General features: G+C 33.8%; 25 protein-coding genes. 4 read left to right on the top strand and 21 right to left on the bottom strand.

Annotated features, from left to right (window positions below; genetic code table 11):
- The first annotated feature begins 33 nt into the window (after positions 1–33).
- Positions 34–1,608 (top strand): SulP family inorganic anion transporter, encoded by a 1,575-nt coding sequence (locus T367_RS0101760; protein ID WP_027418305.1) that lies wholly within the window; start codon positions 34–36, stop codon positions 1,606–1,608.
- A gap of 11 nt (positions 1,609–1,619) precedes the next feature.
- Here T367_RS0101760 and T367_RS0101755 read toward each other — a convergent pair whose 3' ends face one another.
- The 12 genes from T367_RS0101755 to T367_RS0101700 form a co-directional block, all read right to left on the bottom strand.
- Entirely contained in the window at positions 1,620–2,906 is a 1,287-nt protein-coding gene (locus T367_RS0101755; protein WP_027418304.1) for an APC family permease, read from the bottom strand.
- A 143-nt stretch (positions 2,907–3,049) separates the two neighbouring features.
- The gene (locus T367_RS0101750; protein ID WP_027418303.1) at positions 3,050–3,682 is read right to left on the bottom strand and encodes a nitroreductase family protein; all 633 of its coding nucleotides are present in this window, start codon (positions 3,680–3,682) and stop codon (positions 3,050–3,052) included.
- 53 nt (positions 3,683–3,735) lie between these two features.
- Positions 3,736–4,314, bottom strand: a complete 579-nt coding sequence (locus T367_RS0101745) for a TetR/AcrR family transcriptional regulator (protein WP_027418302.1) — start codon at positions 4,312–4,314, stop codon at positions 3,736–3,738.
- Positions 4,315–4,425: 111 nt separating this feature from the next.
- Entirely contained in the window at positions 4,426–5,451 is a 1,026-nt protein-coding gene (locus tag T367_RS0101740) for a hypothetical protein (RefSeq protein ID WP_027418301.1), read from the bottom strand.
- Positions 5,452–5,512: 61 nt separating this feature from the next.
- Positions 5,513–6,088, bottom strand: a complete 576-nt coding sequence (locus T367_RS0101735; RefSeq protein WP_027418300.1) for a pentapeptide repeat-containing protein — start codon at positions 6,086–6,088, stop codon at positions 5,513–5,515.
- Between the two features lie 82 nt (positions 6,089–6,170).
- Complete coding sequence (locus tag T367_RS0101730; RefSeq protein ID WP_027418299.1) at positions 6,171–8,015, bottom strand: hypothetical protein; 1,845 nt, start codon at positions 8,013–8,015, stop codon at positions 6,171–6,173.
- Positions 8,016–8,119: 104 nt separating this feature from the next.
- Complete coding sequence (locus T367_RS21015) at positions 8,120–8,998, bottom strand: trypsin-like peptidase domain-containing protein (protein WP_035842148.1); 879 nt, start codon at positions 8,996–8,998, stop codon at positions 8,120–8,122.
- Between the two features lie 93 nt (positions 8,999–9,091).
- Positions 9,092–9,661, bottom strand: a complete 570-nt coding sequence (locus tag T367_RS0101720; protein WP_027418298.1) for a DUF2306 domain-containing protein — start codon at positions 9,659–9,661, stop codon at positions 9,092–9,094.
- Positions 9,662–9,735: 74 nt separating this feature from the next.
- Positions 9,736–10,725: a YARHG domain-containing protein gene (locus T367_RS0101715; protein ID WP_027418297.1), complete on the bottom strand. Its 990-nt coding sequence runs from the start codon at positions 10,723–10,725 to the stop codon at positions 9,736–9,738.
- A 44-nt stretch (positions 10,726–10,769) separates the two neighbouring features.
- Positions 10,770–11,249: a hypothetical protein gene (locus T367_RS0101710; protein ID WP_157454087.1), complete on the bottom strand. Its 480-nt coding sequence runs from the start codon at positions 11,247–11,249 to the stop codon at positions 10,770–10,772.
- 261 nt (positions 11,250–11,510) lie between these two features.
- Positions 11,511–12,005, bottom strand: a complete 495-nt coding sequence (locus tag T367_RS0101705; RefSeq protein ID WP_027418295.1) for a hypothetical protein — start codon at positions 12,003–12,005, stop codon at positions 11,511–11,513.
- Between the two features lie 71 nt (positions 12,006–12,076).
- Positions 12,077–12,451, bottom strand: a complete 375-nt coding sequence (locus tag T367_RS0101700; RefSeq protein ID WP_027418294.1) for a hypothetical protein — start codon at positions 12,449–12,451, stop codon at positions 12,077–12,079.
- A gap of 151 nt (positions 12,452–12,602) precedes the next feature.
- Here T367_RS0101700 and T367_RS0101695 point away from each other — a divergent pair, with 151 nt between their 5' ends.
- Entirely contained in the window at positions 12,603–13,349 is a 747-nt protein-coding gene (locus tag T367_RS0101695; RefSeq protein WP_157454086.1) for a hypothetical protein, read from the top strand.
- A 12-nt stretch (positions 13,350–13,361) separates the two neighbouring features.
- Here T367_RS0101695 and T367_RS0101690 read toward each other — a convergent pair whose 3' ends face one another.
- Complete coding sequence (locus T367_RS0101690) at positions 13,362–14,117, bottom strand: sulfite exporter TauE/SafE family protein (RefSeq protein ID WP_027418292.1); 756 nt, start codon at positions 14,115–14,117, stop codon at positions 13,362–13,364.
- Between the two features lie 378 nt (positions 14,118–14,495).
- Between T367_RS0101690 and T367_RS0101685 the strand changes: the two genes are divergently transcribed.
- Positions 14,496–15,008: a hypothetical protein gene (locus T367_RS0101685; RefSeq protein WP_157454085.1), complete on the top strand. Its 513-nt coding sequence runs from the start codon at positions 14,496–14,498 to the stop codon at positions 15,006–15,008.
- Here T367_RS0101685 and T367_RS0101680 read toward each other — a convergent pair.
- From T367_RS0101680 to T367_RS21005, 4 genes are all read right to left on the bottom strand, one after another.
- Positions 15,005–15,352 carry a DUF1801 domain-containing protein gene (locus T367_RS0101680; protein WP_035842023.1) on the bottom strand — a complete coding sequence of 116 codons (348 nt, stop codon included), beginning with the start codon at positions 15,350–15,352 and terminating at the stop codon, positions 15,005–15,007. The two genes, T367_RS0101685 and T367_RS0101680, sit on opposite strands and share 4 nt — an antisense overlap.
- Before the next feature lie 5 nt (positions 15,353–15,357).
- Complete coding sequence (locus T367_RS0101675) at positions 15,358–15,816, bottom strand: GyrI-like domain-containing protein (protein ID WP_027418289.1); 459 nt, start codon at positions 15,814–15,816, stop codon at positions 15,358–15,360.
- 61 nt (positions 15,817–15,877) lie between these two features.
- The gene (locus T367_RS21010) at positions 15,878–16,561 is read right to left on the bottom strand and encodes a helix-turn-helix transcriptional regulator (RefSeq protein WP_035842020.1); all 684 of its coding nucleotides are present in this window, start codon (positions 16,559–16,561) and stop codon (positions 15,878–15,880) included.
- A gap of 103 nt (positions 16,562–16,664) precedes the next feature.
- Positions 16,665–17,993: a hypothetical protein gene (locus T367_RS21005; protein WP_051568279.1), complete on the bottom strand. Its 1,329-nt coding sequence runs from the start codon at positions 17,991–17,993 to the stop codon at positions 16,665–16,667.
- 573 nt (positions 17,994–18,566) lie between these two features.
- Between T367_RS21005 and T367_RS0101660 the strand changes: the two genes are divergently transcribed.
- Positions 18,567–18,869 (top strand): hypothetical protein, encoded by a 303-nt coding sequence (locus T367_RS0101660; RefSeq protein WP_027418288.1) that lies wholly within the window; start codon positions 18,567–18,569, stop codon positions 18,867–18,869.
- A gap of 59 nt (positions 18,870–18,928) precedes the next feature.
- On the opposite strand, the gene T367_RS23540 is transcribed toward T367_RS0101660, so the two are convergent.
- From T367_RS23540 to T367_RS0101640, 4 genes are all read right to left on the bottom strand, one after another.
- Complete coding sequence (locus tag T367_RS23540; protein WP_084274269.1) at positions 18,929–19,669, bottom strand: energy transducer TonB; 741 nt, start codon at positions 19,667–19,669, stop codon at positions 18,929–18,931.
- Positions 19,670–19,698: 29 nt separating this feature from the next.
- The gene (locus T367_RS0101650; protein ID WP_027418287.1) at positions 19,699–20,808 is read right to left on the bottom strand and encodes a serine hydrolase domain-containing protein; all 1,110 of its coding nucleotides are present in this window, start codon (positions 20,806–20,808) and stop codon (positions 19,699–19,701) included.
- Between the two features lie 10 nt (positions 20,809–20,818).
- Positions 20,819–21,142: a phosphoribosylpyrophosphate synthetase gene (locus T367_RS0101645; RefSeq protein WP_245593010.1), complete on the bottom strand. Its 324-nt coding sequence runs from the start codon at positions 21,140–21,142 to the stop codon at positions 20,819–20,821.
- Positions 21,143–21,225: 83 nt separating this feature from the next.
- Entirely contained in the window at positions 21,226–21,453 is a 228-nt protein-coding gene (locus T367_RS0101640) for a VF530 family protein (protein ID WP_027418285.1), read from the bottom strand.

Here is a 21,453-nt window from a genome sequence, read left to right as displayed (position 1 = left end):
TGAAAAGAAATAACCATCAACAAGTAGAAAACAATGAGAAAGTATTTGAACTTTTTTGATTTATCTCAAAAAGTAAATTACAAAAATGAAATTCTTTCAGGATTAACCGTTGCGTTAGCATTGGTTCCTGAAGCAGTTGCATTTGCTTTATTAGCTGGACTTTCACCACTAACGGGATTATATGCGGCCTTTGTAATGGGGCTTGTTACAGCAATTTTAGGTGGTAGACCTGGTATGATATCTGGTGCAACTGGCGCTGTTGCTGTGGTTTTTCTTGGTTTAATAACTGCTTTAAAGGAGTTAAATCCAGCCATTAGTGTTGATGAAATCACACAATACGTATTTATAACGGTGATTCTTGCCGGAATTATTCAAATTATTGCAGGTTTATTGCGGCTTGGTAAATTAATGCGATTGGTTCCTCATCCTGTAATTTTCGGATTCGTTAATGGCTTAGCCATTATCATATTCATGTCTCAAATGAGTCAATTCACAGTAGATAGCACTGATCCTAATGCGCCATGGATGCAAGGAACACAATTATTTACATTTGTTGGATTAGTAGCTGTTGCGATTCTTATTATATGGGGATTACCCAAATTAACGAAAGTAATTCCTGCAGCTTTAACGGCTATTTTGGTGATTTTTGGAATTGTTTATTTATTCGATATTAACACAACAACAGTAGGTGACATTGCATCTGTAAAAGGTGGATTCCCTATACCTTCTATTCCAGATGTACCTTTTACAATGGAAACACTTTTATTGGTATTACCTTATGCATCTATAGTTGCTGGTGTAGGATTAATTGAAAGTCTTTTAACATTAAATATTATTGATGAGATCACAGAAACGCGTGGTCGAGGGAATAAAGAAGCAGTAGCGCAAGGATCAGCGAATATTTTATCTGGATTCATGTTAGGAATGGGTGGTTGTGCGATGATTGGTCAGAGTTTAATTAATATTTCATCTGGAGCAAGAGCAAGATTATCAGGAATTGTAGCTGCATTGATGTTATTGGTTTTTGTTATGTTCGGTTCGAGCTTAATTGAAAAACTTCCAATGGCAGCCTTAACAGGATTGATGATTATGGTTGCAGTGGGAACATTTGAATGGGCGAGTTTAAAAACATTCAATAAAATGCCGAAGTCAGATATTTTTGTGATGGTTGTTGTTACCTTGGTTACTATTTTCTTGCACAATCTTGCATTGGCAGTATTGATAGGTGTTATCATTGCAGCATTGGTTTTTGCTTGGGACAATGCTAAACGAATTAGAGCAAGAAAGTTCACCGATGATCAAGGTGTTAAGCACTATGAAATTTACGGTCCATTATTCTTCGGATCTACTTCGGTTTTTGCAGATAAATTTGATGTATTAGGCGATCCAGAACAAGTTGTAATTGACTTTAAAGAAAGTCGTGTAGTTGATATGTCAGCGATTGAGGCATTGAATAAATTAACCGAGCGTTACCATAAGGTTGGGAAGCGTGTTCAATTAAAACATTTGAGTGCTGATTGTCAAAAATTATTGGGCAACGCTGTGAATATCATAGATGTGAACATTCTAGAAGACCCTACTTATAAAGTTGTTGTTGACGATTTATAGTCGAAAGATTTTTAAAATCCTTTTGACTTTTCTGTTTGCTTATAAATGAATTCAAATAAGAAGCAGAAAAGTATTATTCCTAATGCGATATAAACATCCGATTGGCTTACTGAAAAATGCTGGACCAATAGTGCAATCATTGCGATAAGGCAGAACACAAATCCAATCACTGGAATAATTCGATTGGCATTTAATTCTTTAGACAATTTAAATCCTGTGAAGTTGACCACAGCAAAAATCAAAAGGAATCCAACACTACCTGCGGTTGAAATACTCTCCAGCTTTAATGTATTGACCAAAATTAAAGTCAATACCGCAGTTACCATCAATCCAATAGGTTGATTCCATAATTTACTGGTAAACTCATGTGGTAATTCGTCATCTTCAGATATTTCATAATTCACTTTTGTTCCCCCATATAAAGAAGCATTGATAGCTGAAAAAGTTGAAATAAGTGCTGCCACGGTTATTATCGTGAATCCAACCTTGCCTAACATAGGTTTAGCCGCTTCTGCCAATACATAATCTTGCGCAGTAGCAATTTGAGAGAATGCTAACGAACCTACCGTTATAATCGCTATGATGACATATAAGAAGATCACAAAAATCACTGACCAATAATAAGCCCTAGGTATATTTTTCTCGGGATTCTCAATATCGGGAGCGGCATTGGCTATTAATTCGAATCCTTCATACGCCACAAAAATCACCATACCCGCGGTCAATAATTTAAAAGGTGATTCCCAATTCTCTGGTGACAATTGTGATAAATGCGGATTCCCGAATAGTCCATAAATTCCAAAGCCTACAAAAGCGAGAAGAATGATGAGTTTAATGATTACGGCATACGCTTCAATTTTACCTACAACACTAATGCTATAATAATTAATCGCCGTTGCAAAAACGACAATAATTGAAGCATAGATATGTCCATCTAAGGCAACATCATTAGTTAAAGCTAATAAATTTGGGGCATACGAACCAAAAGCGGAGGCATACAATGACAACATGATGATATAACTTACCCAAAGCAAGTTATTGATTCCACCACTAAAAACACCTTTGCCAAATCCTTGATTTACAAATTTAACTGTACCTCCTCTATCCGGATATTTCAAAGATAATTTCACATAACTATAAGAAGTTATTAAGGCAATTAAACCAGCAATTAAAAATGAGATTGGTGTTCCACCTTCTGCTAATGCGACCGCTAGACCAAGCACAGCAAATATTCCACCTCCGACCATTCCACCTATTCCAATTGATATTGCTTCTTTTAAACCTATCTTTTTCGCCATGTTAATTGAGTATGCCTTTAAAATAATAATAATTGAACTTGAAATTCGAATAATTAGGTAAAAATAAAAAAGGAGCAACTCTTCAGTTGCTCCTTTTTATGGCTATTTAATAAATTATATACCGTTTTAAATCGGCACTACTTTTATTTATAATTTGTTACTAAATCTTCCATTGGTTTACGCACTTTTTTCAAGTTCACTAACCAATCGTTTTCTGTTTGACGGTAACCAATAGGTAACATTACACAACTTCTTAAACCTTTTTCTTTAAGTCCTAGAATTTCATCTACCGAATTAGGATCGAAACCTTCAAGCGGTGTGCTATCAAGGCCTTCGAATGCAGCAGCAGCAATTGCCATTGAGAATCCGATATATGCTTGTCTAGCTGCATGTTGAAAATTCTCTTCAGCTGGACGCCCTGGATAAGCTGCCAATAATTGCTGACGGTAATTTTCCCAACCTTCATTCTTCATTTCTCTCACTTCATTTGTCAGGTCGAACATTTTATTGATTCTGTCTGCAGTATAAGTATCCCAAGCAGCAAAAACTAATAAGTGCGAACAGTCAGTAATCACTGATTGATTCCAAGCAACTGGTCTAATTTTTTCTTTTAATTCTTGATTCGTTACCACCATCACTTCGAATGGTTGTAAACCACTTGATGTAGGTGCTAAAGAAATCGCTTCTAAAACAGCGTTAATTTTTTCTTCTGATACTTTTTCGCCATTCATTGCTTTTGCGGCGTATCTCCAATTTAATTTGTCTAATAATTCCATTTCTCTTAAAAAATTAATAAATGTTCATTCTTTTTTTGATTAAATAAAAAATGTTAAACTTTAATACTGTCCCAAGCAGCTTGAAAGGTTTCTTTGAGTTTAATTGTATCCGACGGACAATGAGATTTGGTTTGCTTATTCATTAAAAAAGCCATCGGATAAATGGTAAAAGCGTACAATACATATGGTGATAACGGTTTAATTATCCCCTCTTCTTGTCCTCTTAACCAGAGATCCAGCAGTGGTTGCAAATGATTCAAGCCTTCTGCTCGACACTCTTCATCCACTAAAGGCGTATTATCACATTGCGATAAAAACTGCGCTTCTTCAACCTCATTAAATTTAAAATCTGCGATATTAAACCAAATTTGCTCAAAGATTTTTTTAACGGGTTGAGCCATATCAATTCCATTAAATGCACTTTTGCTGAATTCTTCTTTTACGTTTAAATACAATTGGTTAATCAAATCTTGCTTGTTCTCAAAATAAAGATAGATTGTTGCGGGCGACACATTTGCCACCTTAGCTACCTTAGCCATTGATGCTCCTTGAAAGCCAGCATCGTTAACCAATAGTAGTGTAGCCTTTAATAAGGCCTGCTTTTTATCTTTACTTTTTTGAAGTTTTAACATTCTTTTTGTCTTTTGACAGTTCAAAGGTAATACATAAAAAAGAATGAACGTTCTTTTTTATTCGCTTTTAACATATTTTTAATATTTTAATGTAAACAGCAGTCACCAAATTTAATCAAAACGCTCGAAACGAACAAGTTGTTGAAAATCGTGATTTTCAGTTGGAATATCGATACGCATTGGAGCAAATAATCTCTTAATCAAATAAAATCGAGAACGTCCAGCATAAACAATACCCAATTGCCAAGTTAAGTCGTAATAGTGATACCCATCCTTATTCTGAAAAATAATTCGGCGAGAAGTACTAGATGGCATAGAGGCAAGAATGGCATCCGGTCCATGATATAAAAATGCCACATTCCGATGGGGTTGTGTCCAATTACTATCTATAAAATTTCTATCTATCGCGTTTGTATAATAGGTCTGATCATCAATTATGGCATTGACTTTAGACCAATTATTGTCATCTATCGCCTCACATAGCTTACAATTTACTGGACAGAATTCCGTATATTCAAATGCAACCGCCGGCGTTGGATTCGTGGTTATTTCAATATCCATATAATTACTCATTAAACCATCTTCGTATACATTAAAACGATTTACATTATAATGCGTTTCATCTATATGGCCAAAAGGATCGATTCGATTAAAAAACAAGGCCCCATTCTTTACACTAAAAGGAGCATACCAAGCCAACACTTTATATTCGCCAATAGGTAAATCTGGAATTTTATGATGGGCAGCATTATTAACAGGGTAGTTAATCGTATCATTCATAAAAATTGGTATCGCTAAAGATTGCTTAGCTAGAATATATTTAAAATCATGGTAACCGATTCTTGTTGTATCCATATTCAATTCGGCAGACTCACGTGCCACTTCCATATAGATATTGTTTTTTACGGTAAAATACGAGAAGTAAATTAGTCGATTTCCCTTGTTTTGACTGCCCGGCAATAAAACACCACGCGATTGGTCACCTTCATTTACAAACCTAATTTTCCATTGCAATGTTTCGTCAATGGAAAAAGCAGATTTATCTGCAGTTAATTCGAGCGACAGAAAACTTGGATTGAGATCGGCTTTTCCGATAAGCGGGAAACAATATAGCAGTACAATGAGTATTTTTTTCAAGATTCCATATATTTAATATTCGACTCTTGATACAATCTTTGTACCGTATGGTTCATTCGAATTATTGTTCAATTTTGAGATTGTACTTTGTCAATAAACCACTTACTTCGTCAAGGTTAAATTTCGAACCTTTAATGCGGTTGTTCTCAACGTCAATCTGATAATTTGTAGCGCCTCTAAAGTCCGATTTTTCGACATTCGTTCGATCGAATCTTGCCATTTTAAAATCAGATGCTCCAAAATCAGCACCTATCAATGTCGCTTCGGTAAAATCGACACCTTCAAGATTACAAAAGTTAATTGTAATACGCGGTAATTTCAATTTATAAAATGAAGAATGATTCAATTGACAATGTGAAAATGAAAATGACATGCCAAAAGGATTGGCATATTCGAAGTGTAATCCAAGCATTTTACAACCTTCAAACTTAACAGATTGGAAAGCCGTATTACTGATATTTGCGCCACTAAAATTACAATCATTGAATTCGCAATCGATGAATTTTATTTCCATCAAGTCTGCATTCAAAAAATCGCAATTATTGAAAATACAAAGTTCGTAATCCCCCTTAGGTAATGGTGAACCACTGTAATTCACATGTTTAAATTCTTTATTTTCGAAGAATGATTCGCCCATCTTTTATTCGTGATTTAGAGCAGTAAAGTTAGTTAAAATAAAGGATAGGTTTTGGAAATTTGAGGATGGTTTTAATGATTTTTTATTTCGACAAAGCTTTTAAAATTCGTTCCTCATTGACGACAACATCACGGAATAGAATGTGTGGAAAAACATCATATTTAGAACTTTTAAAAGCATTATAAATATTCGATAGTGATTCAGCTTTAACCAAAGTAAGATTCATTTCAATATCTAATTCACAATCAGTAACAAAATCATCACTAAATTCAGGAGCTATCAAAAGTATCTTCACAATTCTCAAATCATTCTTCAAAGCTAGATTTTGATACGACTTTAACTGTCTCGATACAGTACTAAATTTATTATATCCTTTTTCTTTAACGGATTTACATTCAACAATGATTACTTCATTATTTCCAATATTTAAAAGAATATCCATCATATCCTTTTGTGTATTAATACTGTTTTTCAATGATTCATCGACATTAAACCCTAACCCATTAAATATTACTTTAGTTAACTCTTCAAACTTCAACCCTAATTCGGCCTCCCTAATTATTATACCATTTTCCTTAAGTCCATTTAGATTACGATAACCAACATTAGCATAATTCTCAAGATATAAATTCTCAACATCTTTATAATGCTCTAAAATATTTAGAATATCATCTCCACGTTGTTTTATACCATTTGCCTTAATAAATACACCTAAGTCATTCTTCGTTAAAAGATCAAGAATATCCCTTGGTTTAATATTGAAGTCTAATAAGAATTCTGCCTTTAAAACAAACTCTTCTTGCAATTCGAAAATAGCTTTAAGTTGTTTATTTAATTTGGGTAAAGTAACATTTAGCTCTACTAACATTTTTTCAAATCCATCTATACTAATGCCAACTTTTTCATCTTGTTCAATCTCTTCAAAGTGTGCTATGAGACTTCCAATCTTCTCTTCCAATGTACTACCTTTTAGGTTATTCAGACTCAAACTTGTTTCACAAAGATCATTCAATGTCTTTTTTTTCTCAGTTAAAGTCGCATCCGGCTTATGAATCTCAAATGCAAGCAAATGACTAAATGAAATACCTTGCTTTAAAATCATTTCAATTTTTGAACTTATATCTAAAGATCTATCTATTGAATGATTCCGAGCTATTTGGTTTATTATAGGATCTCTTAAAACTTTGAGTGTACGTCGGTAATATTTTGGAGCAACTTCCTTTTTACGTATGGTTCTTAGGATTTTAACCATTTCATCAGCAATATAAACGGTATTCTCTTTCTTTGAGAAGAACAACACGCCAAGATTCTTCAATTCATTAATTACATCTAAAACTTCTAACTTTTTTATCGGCAAGATTGTATAATTAATTAATTTCACGTCCTCCTGTGACAACCCTAAAACTTTCGACAAAGTGAGCATAATGGATAATTCATCAGAACTAATCTTCGCTTCCCTGTTCGCTTCAATATCATTGAAATATGCCGTCTTTAAGCAAGAATAATAAATTTTATAATCACGGTTTCTATTAAAACTAAGTTCCGATTTTTCTCCATCAATCTCACTCTTTACATCCTTAATTTTAATCTTTATACTTTTTATTTCATTCTCATATAATCTAGAAAACCAATCCTGTTTCATTATACAATTACCATCACGAATAATGATATCAATAAGAATATCAAACTGTGATGACACTTCTTGAAAAGCTTCAAAAATATGTTTTGTGAATTCGTCTTGGATTAGTAAAAATATATTTGTGATATTCTGATTATCTACCGACTTAATACCCTTGTCTGAAGCGATCAGAATCTTTTCAATTTCCTTTTTATTTTTAGGATTATTGCTAATTATACCGTCTATAATTTTAATAAATGAGTTCTTTTCTAAAGACCCCATTCGGTCCAAGATATTTTCTAGTTTCATATAATAATTTTTAGTAGAATGTTCAGACCATTCAAACAAGTTGTGTTAGGTTTAAACGAATATACTAAAAAAATGAGACTGTCTGATTTTTAAGCGAGTAACACCTACCCTTCAGCGCGATTGTATTTAATTCCTAATTCGTCCAAGAACTTCACAATCATTTTTCCGTGCACACCTAGACCAACATTCATGAATTGATTTTCTTCAACCCATTTACCATTGTTCTCAACACGCCCTTTAAATCCAAGTGGTATGGTCATATTTCTTGATTGGATAGCCATAATGTTCCCATCAGTATCATAAATAGGACCTCCACTCTGCCCCTTTAAACCAGGTGTTGACGTTTCTAGATAAAGGATATCATAAGTATCATCCTTAGACCTACCCGTTTTTAAGTTTCGCGTATACATACCATCTATTGGAAACCTTGGTATTGGGAATAAATTTGCTGGAATTACGAACTGTTTTTTCTCTTCATCAAAAGTCGCATTAACCGGGTGAAAAGGAAATCCTAATTTACATACACTTGCTCCAATATCATCATCGGTTGGGGCTTTAATAGCTGGAAAATCCTTTAGATTCGCCACATATTTAGGATCGATCTTGATAAAAGCAATATCCTGTTCGACATAAACATGTTGTTTCTCAATCATTGTTTTTTGTGTACCTATCCAAAGTGCATATTGCTCAATCCATTTTTTATTGGACACCAATTTTTTCAATTGATTCTTTTTTTGCCCCATAGACAATGTCGAATTCTGATTGATCTTATCTTGCTCAGCTCTGTATCGTTCTATTTCCTTTTTATGTTGTACAGCCAAAATTGAAGGATGCATCATATGTCCAGCAGTCATTAACCAACCTTCATCATTTAGAATCACAAAAGTGCCAATCCCACTGTCCATCGTTCCATCAAAAAAACGAATACCAATAATTAAAGGGTGGGTAAATTTACTTGCAATTTTATAAGCTTTTTTGAACATAATATTTGTTTAACGCCGTTTAAGGTAATTAATTAGAACCTTAAATTTAACGAATTAAACTTAGTAATCGCCGTAGATTTTCTAATGCATAGTTTAGATTGCTCTGCGTAAATTGAAGTAAATGTAAATTTCAACAATTATTAAATTCACCAACCAACCAGCCCAAGCCACGATGCGATAATTATCCATTGGAGGCCATTCAAAAACGGCTACCAACCCCCATTTAAACAACCTCAAACTAATGGCAGACAAAGTCAAGGCATAACTGCGCAACATAAATTTTTGATGACCTATCCAATCCTTTTGTTTTACCTTTTGAAAAGCCTTAAAAGTGAAATAGAACCAAAAAACAGCCAATAGAACAAAGGCTAATTTTGAGAAAAAACCACCATTGGCATAAAAAGCCATTACAAGACCGGAAGGAGCTGCTAAAAATAGGATCAAACCAACATAAGCCTTCCCCATAGCTTTATGCCACGATCGATATTTTAAACGAATAGATTTAGAGAACTGTGTGATCCCTAATAAGAGTACAAAAATGCTGATATAAACGTGAATAAAAAAACTCCATTGATAATGGACCAACGCAATTTCATCTTGTTTAATTCTTAAAAATGCTGCTTTAAAATCTACCGGGATATACTGTAAAGTAATCAGTATCATTAATACGGAAAAATAGATGATTCCCGCATAATAACCGCTTATTAAAAATTGTTTTTTAGACGGCATAATGTCAATTACCCTCTGCCAAAAGAATCGTAATATTCAGCTGCGTTCTCTTCAAAACTCATTAATAATTCGATATTCTTTATTTCAATATCTGTAAAATCAGTTGTGATATCTGTATGAACAGGAATATACCAAGGTTGTGCATCAAAAAAGACCCTTAGCGGTCTATTTTTAAAAGAATAACCATGTCTTGCGTAGATGGTATTTCGAATGATAGTAAGATCTCCTTTTTTCAAATTCTCAACATCCGCTTTTTTCAACAAGGTTGTTGAGGCATTGATTTCATACATTAATTCTGTCGCAGTAGAAAATTGACGATAAATCCATTCTTCTGTTTCTCCATCGACTTGATAAACCTCAATATCTTCCGTGAATTTTTCCCAATTCACATAATCTTTTACATGCACCAATTGCACATTAGGATCATACTGATAAGGCTTTTTTTCCAATGTATAAACTCTATTTTGAATATCTATTTTTTTGTAAGCCTTCCACTTTCCACTCAATTTATCATTACTAATTTCAAATGTAAAATGACCATCATATTTATCATCTCCAGGTTCTCGTACATCAAAAATATAAGAAATTCCATTATTATTTTCTAACAAAACCATGGCACCTTTAAACGGCCTATCATTTCCTGCCACTACACTGTGTCCAAACACTTCATCTCCTACAATCTTATCGATGGAGATATTGATTTTGTTTTCCCTATTCCACGAATATCCTTCGTCCAAATTTATTGATTCAGCGTATTCATGATCTGCCATTTTAAAATAACCTACCCAATATCCAATTAAATGAGCAAGTGTCGGATCAACCTCCTCTGCGATGGGATCTACTTCATTGACTAAATTATCAGTCGTATCCTTTCCCGTGTTGACTATTGTTCCTTCCTCGACATAGACAATTGCATCCTCATTTTTTATGGGGTTGTTACACTGACTAAAAAGAAATAGTGATAAAATAATGAACGCGTTGGTAAGCAATGATTTCATAGAGTTAAAATTAATTTAGCCTAAAATAATCATTTGCCTTTTAATTAGAAAGTATATCTACAACTCAACGCTGTTCCATAACCGAAACCACCATAAGAACCAATAAAATTGAACATCGGTCGTATATCAACACCTACTAATATTGGTGCGTTTAAATGATTGAAGTCGTATTCCATACCTATTTGTCCACCCAAAGAAACGCCAAAGTCATTTTCATAAACATTTTTACCGATGAAATGACTGACTTGCGCACCAGGACCAACAAACCAATTCCAACCTTGAAGGATATTAAAATCCCAATGAAAAATTGCAGTCAAACTTACACTTGACCAATTTTTATGACTTCGTCCTCCTAAATCAAATTCGAATCTATTTCTCTCAGTTACGCCTAATTGAAAAGAAAATTCAGCACCGTATAATGATGGAGAACCGTTTAATCTAACACCAATTGCGTGAGGGTTAACTTGAGAATAACCTGTTCCGATTGTACAAACTGCTAATAATCCTAATAATAAATTTTTCATATCTGTTTTCATTTGTTTGGACATTGAATAACGATAATTGTACCAAAAAAGCATAAACCTTGAAGGTCTTTAAAAATCAACAGTTTGCAGAATAAAAAGTATTTCCTCCATCATTCAATTGTGGATTTAATCCCCATATTGGACGACAAATCCTTCAATCCATTAATTATTTAGTGATAACTAAGGATAGCACTACGGATAAAAAAATGGCGGTGAAGACCGCTAAGATCCTACCGCCATGACATTATTAATTCCAATCAATTATTTAGCGAAACCGATTTTCTCTACAATTATATTTTTCCAATGTTCTAATAATTGTAATTCTCCATTCAATTGCATATCAATATCTGCATTATAAAATTCGATGACTGATTGCGATTTTTTATTACCTGTTTGTGATTGACAAACCAATTCGAGTTTTTCAATTATTTTAAAAGGAGTCGTTGCATTTTCTACATTCCTTTGCGTTTTGACGATTTCGCAATTCACAATATGTGATAAATCCACAATTTGATTGACATCAAATTGATCTGTTCGCTTCACAAAAAACAATTGTTTTTTTATCGCGTCAATTCCGATTGCAATATCAGATAATAACTCGTGTTGATTAATGCTAAAATGGTTACTTACTGCTAATTCATTTAAAGCGTCTAATAATTTTTTATTCGATTTTTTTCTCTTCATTCGCATTCCTGCAAACGGTAAAATAATGACTAGTACAAGTACCAATCCTGTGATTGTTGTTGATAAATTCATTTTGATAAATATTATGTTAAAAATAATTTGCGCCAATGAAATGCATTGGCCGATTCACTATTCTTAACTATTTACCAGTGATAATGGAATGGAAAAATGCCGTCAGCCTTCCCTGTACCGATAAGATCATTCAGCAATGAGGTAAAATATTGCTTAAACGATAAACTTTCAACGTGAGCAAGATCAATCGTTGCTGCGAATTGTGCAAATTTATCAATGGATTCGTTAAAAGGAATAAAGTGTTGAATCGTTGAAACTGATTCTAACGCGGTGTGAACAGCAAAATAATTAGCCGTATTGGTCGTTAATTCCTGTCCGTATTTAGCAGAAAAAGAACCTTCCTCATTTTGATTAACATCGGCAACAACAAAATGCTGCTGACCAATTGAAAAACAATAAGTCAACAGAAGGAATATTAAAACAGTATATTTTGTACTTGCTTTCACACGGCGAATTTAAATCAAAATAAGTTTATGAATTCATATTTTTTTGTTAATTATTGAAAGATGCGAAAAATTATGGGTCTTAATTTTTATTAAAAATTTCGTAGTACCAAGAATGATGACTTACTTTGCAGCGCATTCAAAATTCATCATTATGAAAATCATTCGAAATAGTATCCTGTTTGTACTGTTATTCTCTTTAACGCAATGTGTTTCATTGCAAACAATCAACAGTATAAAAAACACGCCGGTTACTCCTTTAAAGTTCCGTTATTATGATGCTGAAAGTAAGATTAGTTACTTAGTAACAAATACAGATTCGACTATTCATCTCAGATTGCGATCGAATAATGAATTAACGATTACAAAAATTTTACGGACAGGACTTACCGTTTATCTAGACCCATCTGGCAAAAAGAAAAGAGATATTGCGATTAAATATCCATTAGGCGAAAAAGCAGTGATGCCGATGAATAAGCAAGGATCGATGCCAGAGAATCAAGGCGACAGAAAAGACATAGATCGAAGAATTACAATGACTTCTAAGGATGGAATGTATATTAATGATGAATATTCGGAAGCTTTTTCTATCATTCAATCAAATCCACCTGTATTTGTTACCCTTTCAACTGAGCAAGGAACAGAATTAATATATGACTTAACGATTCCTATTTCAAAAATAAGTAAGACCGGTAAAAGTGGTTTAAGTAATTTATCAATTGGTATTATTACGGGAAGTTTTGATGAACCAGATTTAAGTGACGATCAAAATGGACCACCAACAGGTACCGGACAGCCCGTTGGAATGGGCGGTAGGAATCAACAAAGAGAGCCTCAAATTGGGACCTATAGTGAACTTACAAATCCAGGTCGTGTTTGGTTTAAGGTTGTTTTATTATAAATCAGCGTTCAATTATAAGAAATAGTATTTTACAATTGCAAAAACAACGACCACAATAAGTAATCGGTGTGCGACGATATTTGCTTTAGGGTGATTGCTGGCAAATCTCGAACTTATCATGGCTCCAATAATTTGACCTACGGCGATCAATCCACCTGCCCACCAATTTACCCAGCCATTTAAAGCGAAGATGAGCAAAACAACACCGGTATAAGAACCTACGCAAATAATTTTCATCGCATTTGCACTCAGCATATCGAATTTACCGACCAAGACTGAGAATGCTAAAAAGATAATTCCCATTCCCATTTGAATAAAGCCGCCGTAAATTCCGAGCAGGAAGAATCCAATCAATAAAAATATTAATGGTAATTTTCTTTCACCTTCAGGAGGATTTATCCAACGACTTGGCTTAAACAGAATCACAAATAACAGTAGGATCATTAAAAATCCATAAACTTGTTTAAATCCTGCATTATCTACCGTCAAAGCCAAATAAAGACCAACCATCGCTCCTAAAAAAACGGTAATAATAAATGGCAAACTGGTTCGCCAATTTATCTTGCCATGCTTTTGAAAAACGGAGGTTGAAACTATAGATTGGGCAAAAATTCCAACGCGGTTAGAAGCATTTGCAATATTGGGTGGTAAGCCCATAAACTCCATTAAAATAGTAAGAGTTATTGCCGAACCATTGCCGGCTAAAGTATTGATAAATCCAGCTAAAAAGCCTCCAATAATTGCAATCGGATAAATCCAAAAATCCATATTAAAACATTCAACAGCAGATTTGACTAACTACTGTTTGGCAAAAATAAGAAAGATAATTGGGCAATTTCAATACAGAGGTCTACATTAATTTACCCTTTAATTTATATAATTTGATTCGTTAGGTTCTGCGCTTACTTGCGCAACACTTTAAATTTTGCATTAAGACCATAAATTTTCATAATAAAGAACTATGTGATCAAAAAATTCTACTTGCTCAGTAAAAGGCACGTTCAGCTTAGTATACTTTTTTATCGACTGACGCGATGAACAGGATAAGGTAAACGATCCATTTTGTTAAAAAACTTTAAAACTAAAATTCCGCTGTAGTAATCGATCAAGCCCATACGTATCAGTAATAATATAAAAACAATTCATATGAAAAATTTAGTAGTCATCAGTCTATTTTTATTTGGGTGCAATTATCATTCGTTTGCACAAGTTCATAAACACACGCTTGGTGTTCGGACAACAGGACTTGATCCTTTTCGGAATATGTCAATAGCCTATCAGTTGGGATTAGGCAAAGCAGATCGACTTGATTTCAGTTTAAACGCAAACGGGGCATTGAGTAAAAATTACAGTCAACTTGGTGGTACTGGAAGTATTTATTACAACCATGTATGGAATATAAAAGGAGGTTTTAATTGGTATGTAGGTGTCGGTATAAACTATTCTGCACAACATATCAATCCAATAGATGGACCTCAGACATTCAATAATGTCCTATCATTCGGTCCGCAAATTGGTTTAGAATATGACTTTAACGTCCTTAATGTTCCTTTGCTATTGTCTATTGATTTGCGCCCATCGATTATGTATAATTTCAATGGAGGATTTAATTACAATCCAGCCAATAGAGCAGGTATCTCTTTGCGCTACACTTTTTAAGTTTTATAGAATTCCATGGCTAAATCAAATATTTCGTAGATGGTGTCAACGGGAATATCCTCATTAGGATCGATAAACAAAAGGGCAAAGTTTTTTCGATCTCCCACATATAATGCTGGGTGATTGATATGCACACCTTTATTTACTGAAATATAAGGGTGCCCCGTTTCTTTATCGATCCAGAGGTAACAAAATATTTTTTTTTGATGCAGAAAACAGGGTAATTTATACTTCCATCCTGGTGTAAATTCAACTGAATAATTCATGATGATTGTCCTCAATGCGATGAGACAACTTTTATTCGGCTCATCCTTACTCAGGTAAAAATTATCTATTTCCCTCATGTTTATTATTTAATACCGATAAATATATCAACTTCTGCTTGATCTGGGTTCGTTGTACGTTCGTCATAAACTTCATAGTCTGCAACGTAAATTCTATCTAAATCCATCGACCAGATATTTTCCCATCCTTTGTAGACAATATTGTCAGACAATTTACCTTCTACAGTGAACATAGCGGCATTTGCTTCGGCAATTGTTAAGCTTACCATTCCTTCTGGCATTTCTGTTAAATCAGTTACTTCACAACCTAAAATTACAGTATATGGTTTTGTATAATCACTTTCATAATCGGTATAAACAGAGTAAATAGCATTTGAAACTTTATTCGGGATTTGCTCCACAATATTTTGAGCCATCAATTGTTCCCAAAGCATACCTATATCAGTTGCGGCTTGCGCGTTTTCGTTCGTTGTTCTCACAGCGATTCCAATAATTTTTTTCGATTCTAATTTCACCTTTTTCATCCTTTTATTTTTAATGTTGGGTCAAAACTACAACAGAGGTATGTCAAAGGTATGTCAGGGGTTAAAAATATTTCTGATAATATTCTTTTAAACTCAGTTCATGCGGTCGGAATTTCACATTCAAAATAATTAATTCTTGCATTCGATCTAATCTAAAAGCTCTAAAATCATTTCTCAATTGGCAATGTGCAATCATCACCCATTGGTCCTTTGTTTGAATGAGCGCAAAAGGTTCTACAATTCGTTTTGTCACCTTATTTTCAAGCGAATTATAAAGCAGGTCGACACAAGTATAATTAGTAATCGCCGATTGAATTTGAATGAGGTAATTACTTTGATTCGCAGTATTTTCGTATGTTCGAATTTCCATGCGTTCAGATAGAAATTCCACCCGATCTTTGAGCGAATAATTGAGTACCGATTTAATTTTATTAACCGCATCACTATACTTAGCGATGAGCGAATCATCTTTATTATTATCAACCAATAATTGCGCTGTAATGAGTGCGTTTGCCTCTTGTTCGGTGAACATTACTGGTGGTAAATTATACCCTTCTAAAAGCGCATATCCTTTCCCTTCTTCGGTAACAATAGGAATGCCTGACTGCTCTAGTGTTCGAATATCTCTATAAACCGTTCGAATACTTATATCATGTTTTTCGGCGATTTCTCTAGCTGTGACAAGATTTTTAGACTGTAGAAGAGTCAGAATAGCCGTCAATCTTATTAACCTGGGTTTTTCCATAGCGCAATCAATTCAATTTTAAAGGTAGACAAAAAAATAACCGCCAAACAAATTAATGTACAGCGGTTATTTTTATTTTGAATCAATATTAATCTAAAAAACCTTAGATATCAATCATAGCTCCAATAACTATGCCATGACTAATAGCATCTCTTGAACTATGTGTTGTCCCTGGAGGAAACGGTGCAAAAGGATCACTACCACTTATCCAATTCAAAGGCACATACCCTTCAGTTCTGAATCCTTCTAAAAATATTTTACAAGACTTGTTGACCATTGCTGAAAAACCAAGAATGTATTGATTTTGTCTTTGCCATGGCGCTCCATCTGGTCCTGCTGTAAAATTCGAAAACTCACCCGAAAGTGCAAAAACGGCTTTACCATCTAGGTTAAAATTAATCTTTCCTCCCGCATCATAAGACGACACTTTTGATGCGGCATATATATCAAGTGGTGGTGTTGGATTATGTGTCCCTTCCCAAACTTCAAGTGTTTTAACATAGCCACCTCTTAATTCGAATCTTTCTTTGTATTTAAGATTTCCGTAAAAAGTATAAGCAGGATTTCTATTGCTTGTTGCCTGAAAATGTTGTACTGGAAAATCGTGACTATAGGCAGTACCATGCATATAAGAGGCACCAAAATTCAAATGAAAATTTTCACCAAAGTGAACGGTATAATTTAAATCAGCTGTAAAATTATTCACCATCGAAGGAACATTAGTTGAGTCACCTACTGGAGTGAACATGGCACGGAATTGCGAACCACCTTGAGCAGCCATTACAGTTGCATGAATATCCCATTTTTTAAATGAAATTTGCGCACCATAACATAAACCGGCGAATGCATGCCAAGTAGACGTATTTGTAAAAGGATTGATACCGCCCATTTGACCAAAAGGAGCATCCATTTTACCGATTGCACCATAAAGTGGGAAAGCATTTAAATCGCCAATTAAAACGTACCCTTTCCTCAATTGTAACTGATTTCTATTCAAGTCAGTTATTGTTCCTGTTCCAAAACTTTGTTCTGGATTGTAAAGAATCTCAGCATATCCTGCCATCCAATTATTAATCACAGCTGTAAATGCTAATTGAAACGAATGTAAAGCTGCCTCACTAACCTCTTTTCCAATTTGATTACTAGAAGTTGGATGACGCATGAGGTAAGCAAATTTCGAATCAATATTAGATTTTTGATAATCACCGATTGAAATTATTGATGCGCCGATTGTTAAAGATTTATTATCTAAAGCACCTGCTGCACGTTGATCCATGAAGACCTCAACTTTCCTGAGATCGTATACAGGTTCTAACATTTTGTAACTGTATTCAGGATTTATACCTACAGTCCCTTTTGAATCAGACGATTTGTCATTTTGAGAAAATGCGAAATTGCTTACCAGGGCAATACACAGAAGAATTTTTTTCATTTATTTATTTTTCTATTAAAAGCTAAATAAATAATGATTTGTGTTCTATTTTGAAAATGTGGTTCTTAGTCTAAATCAAATTATTCTAAAAGAACAATGATTTAGACTAAGAGGTTTATTTAAAAACATACCACAAATCAAAAGTTAAAATAGCAATTTGTAATTTATTGTAGTTGAGTAGGGGGGTTCAACTGGCACAAATATAGGTTAAAATTAGAAAAAAGCAATGTTAATCGAAATAAATACACCACTCGTCGAATAAATAAACATGTTCGTCATAAAAAAAAATAACAATTCAATATTTTAAAAAACATAACGTATAATTCGACATGAACCAATAAGCGGTTAGCAAGACGCATGATTAACTTTGTCTTAATATTAAGTTCATATTAGCGCATTGCAATCTTAAACCAAAACATAAAGCACTATACAACAACGATATAGAACTCGTTAATAAATTGATAATACAAGCATAACCTAACACTTACTTAATGTTAGCGTTAAAATCGTTTAACTTTGCATTCAGGAACGACTAGCACAAAGCTCTTTAGTACCGATTTAAAAAAATTCAATATGAGTAAGAAAACTGATAAAACACCAGCAAAGAAAAAAGCAACGACTAAGAAAGCGGCAGATAAGAAAAAAGCTGCAGCAAAGATGAGAGCTACAGACAAGAAAAAATTAGACGCAAAGAAAAAAGCAGCGGCTAAAAAGAAGGCTGCAGCAAAAAAGAAAGCGGCTGACAAGAAAAAGGCTGACGCTAAGAAAAAAGCGGCTAAGAAGAAAGCAGCTGACAAGAAGAAAGCAGCTACTAAGAAAAAGTCTACAGACAAGAAGAAGGCTGACTCAAAGAAAAAAAGCGCGAAGAAAAAATAAATAAAAATGCTTCAATAAAGGTTAGTATATACTTTATTGGAGCTTTTTTCCCCTTTAATTTAGATAAAGCTGAGTTCGACTTTAAAGAGTACATCTACAGGTTCCCCTTCAAATTTAGCTGGAAACCATTTTTTTGGCAAGGCATAAATAACACGAATTGCCTCATCATCCAATAAGGTATGCGCCCTTTTAGTGACAGCGACATTTTTAATATTCCCTTGTTTACTTACCGTAAAAGTTACCTCAACTACTCCAACGATTCCTTTTTGCCTGGCCTCCTCTGGATATTCAGAAATATTTTGGATATCGTCCCACATGCCATCTTCACCCGTTTTATAAACAGCCGGCCACGATAAATTCACGCGTTTTCTCTCCCCATTTACAATAATAGTTTCTGTGACTGTATCCGCTAAAGGATCATAATAAGTCAGTTCCCTTTTTGTAAAATCATATACCTCTTCTATTAATCCAGTTGAGCCATAATAACTCCATTCCCCTTTTTTCAAACCTGCATCATAGGCACCAACCGTACTTGTATCCCCTTGCTCATTATAAAAAGTCCATACACCGTCTCTTTTACCCTCATTGTATTGACCTGAGCTCATCAAAACATCATCAGTACTGAACTTTTGATACCCACCTTGCTTCATATATTTATTACTTTTAAGCACATGATATTCTACACGGTAGTCATCGTATTTATCGACTTGTAATTTTGTTTTTTGAGCCAACAAGATACTCGGACAAAGCAACAAGAAAACAAGTACAAAACGATACATAATTACTAGATTTAATTTCATTCAATAAATGTTTTAACGCGTCAAGGCTTTTAATTGTTTCTAAATAATTCGAATAATTTAAAATTTAAATCATCTATGAGGTATGAGTTTTCGCTGAATGCGGAAACATTCGACAAAATCACAATACCATTCTTGCTTTGAAGGTCCATTGCCATTGATGATGTATAACCTCCTGTGCCACCATTGTGCCAATATAATTTATCAACTCCTTTGTTCTTTAAGATATGCCATCCATACCCGACACTTAGGTCCTCACTAATATTAATTGTTTCCTTTCTAGAAAGAATAAAAGCTTTATTTGATCCATAAAAATGCCCCAATAAAAACTTACTTAAGTCGCTAGTAGTAGATAAAATTGCCCCAGCTGGTGCATACGCATCAAAATTCCACCCAGCAAAAGCCGCTCCATTTGCGTCCAAGCCTTGAACTAAAGCCACATTTAATTTTTCCCGATTTACGACTGTATTATTCATTTTTAACGGTTTCAGAATAATATCATTCAATAATTCATCATAGCTCGCGCTTCCTACTTTAGTTAAACTATAACCCAAAAGTGCTGCACCAATATTAGAATAGGCATAATTTGATAAGGAATCCTTTACAACTACATCTAATCTCAAATAAGCATCAAAATCGTCAGTATTATATGTGAGATAAGGATCTAAAGGATTGGCAGGACTGAAACTATTGGGCAATCTAGGCAAACCCGATGTATGATTCGATAAGGACAAAAAACTTATTTCCGTTTCATCTTTAAATTGGAAATTAAAATAAGGATTGATAAGCGCATTTTGATTAAGACTATCAATTGAAATATAATGCGACAAAATAGTCGAAGTAAATACTTTAGTAATCGATCCTATTTCAAAAGCTTTCTCGTGATTATTAACATAAGAAACCTTCTTTTCACCTTTTCTTACCCCTAAATAATAACTGACACTATCGGTCACAATGACTATGGACAATTCAGTTCCAACCGGTAAATCTTTTAATTGTTTTTTAATGAGTTTAAGATGAGATTTTGTGAAAACAATCGGAATATCTACTTGCGTTGCAACTTGGGCTGTAGCAAAACCTACACCTGATAAACGAAAGGTTAACAATACGAATAAGACTTGAAATGTAATTAATCGTTTCATTTTATTTTATCTAAAATTTATGGAAGTCTAATTTTTTAATGATTTCCGTTACACCTTTACTCGCATAAGCGCCATAACTATCCACCAATACACCTTTCAAGTTATATTTTTCAGAAGAAATAGCGTAGACAGCAACTTCATCAGCAGGATCTGAGGCTCCATAGAATCGATAAAATTCATCGATTTCAAAATCTTCATGATTAATTTGAATCTTTGACTGCGCACAGAAAATACAATTATCATCTGCTTTTAGATTAAAATCACTTGTATAACCGCATTTATTCAAATCGTTAATCGCTTCTGAAGATGTCTCGTAATTTTTTATAGATGCCATAATTTAATGTTTTTAAGCATTATAAATTTACCAAAAAAAACCTATGAATCAATGATTTAAAAAAGGAGAAAAGAAAATATAAATTAAGGTTTAAAAGTATCAATATACAATCGTTCTACTTTGTTTCTCGCCCAAGGTGTCCTTCTTAAAAATTTAAGACTTGATTTAATTGAAGGATCAAAATTAAAACAACGAATATTAATACGTTCTCCCAATTCTTCCCAACCATATTCTTCAACTAATTCCTCTACGATATCAGCTAATTTGACACCATGCAAAAAATTATTGGCTTGTGGATTAGTGTCTGGCAT

Source organism: Crocinitomix catalasitica ATCC 23190, assembly GCF_000621625.1.
In the GTDB taxonomy this organism is placed as follows: Bacteria; Bacteroidota; Bacteroidia; order Flavobacteriales_D; family Crocinitomicaceae; genus Crocinitomix; species Crocinitomix catalasitica.
Note: the sequence above shows the minus strand (reverse complement) of the source record. Positions and strands in the feature narration are given on the sequence as shown.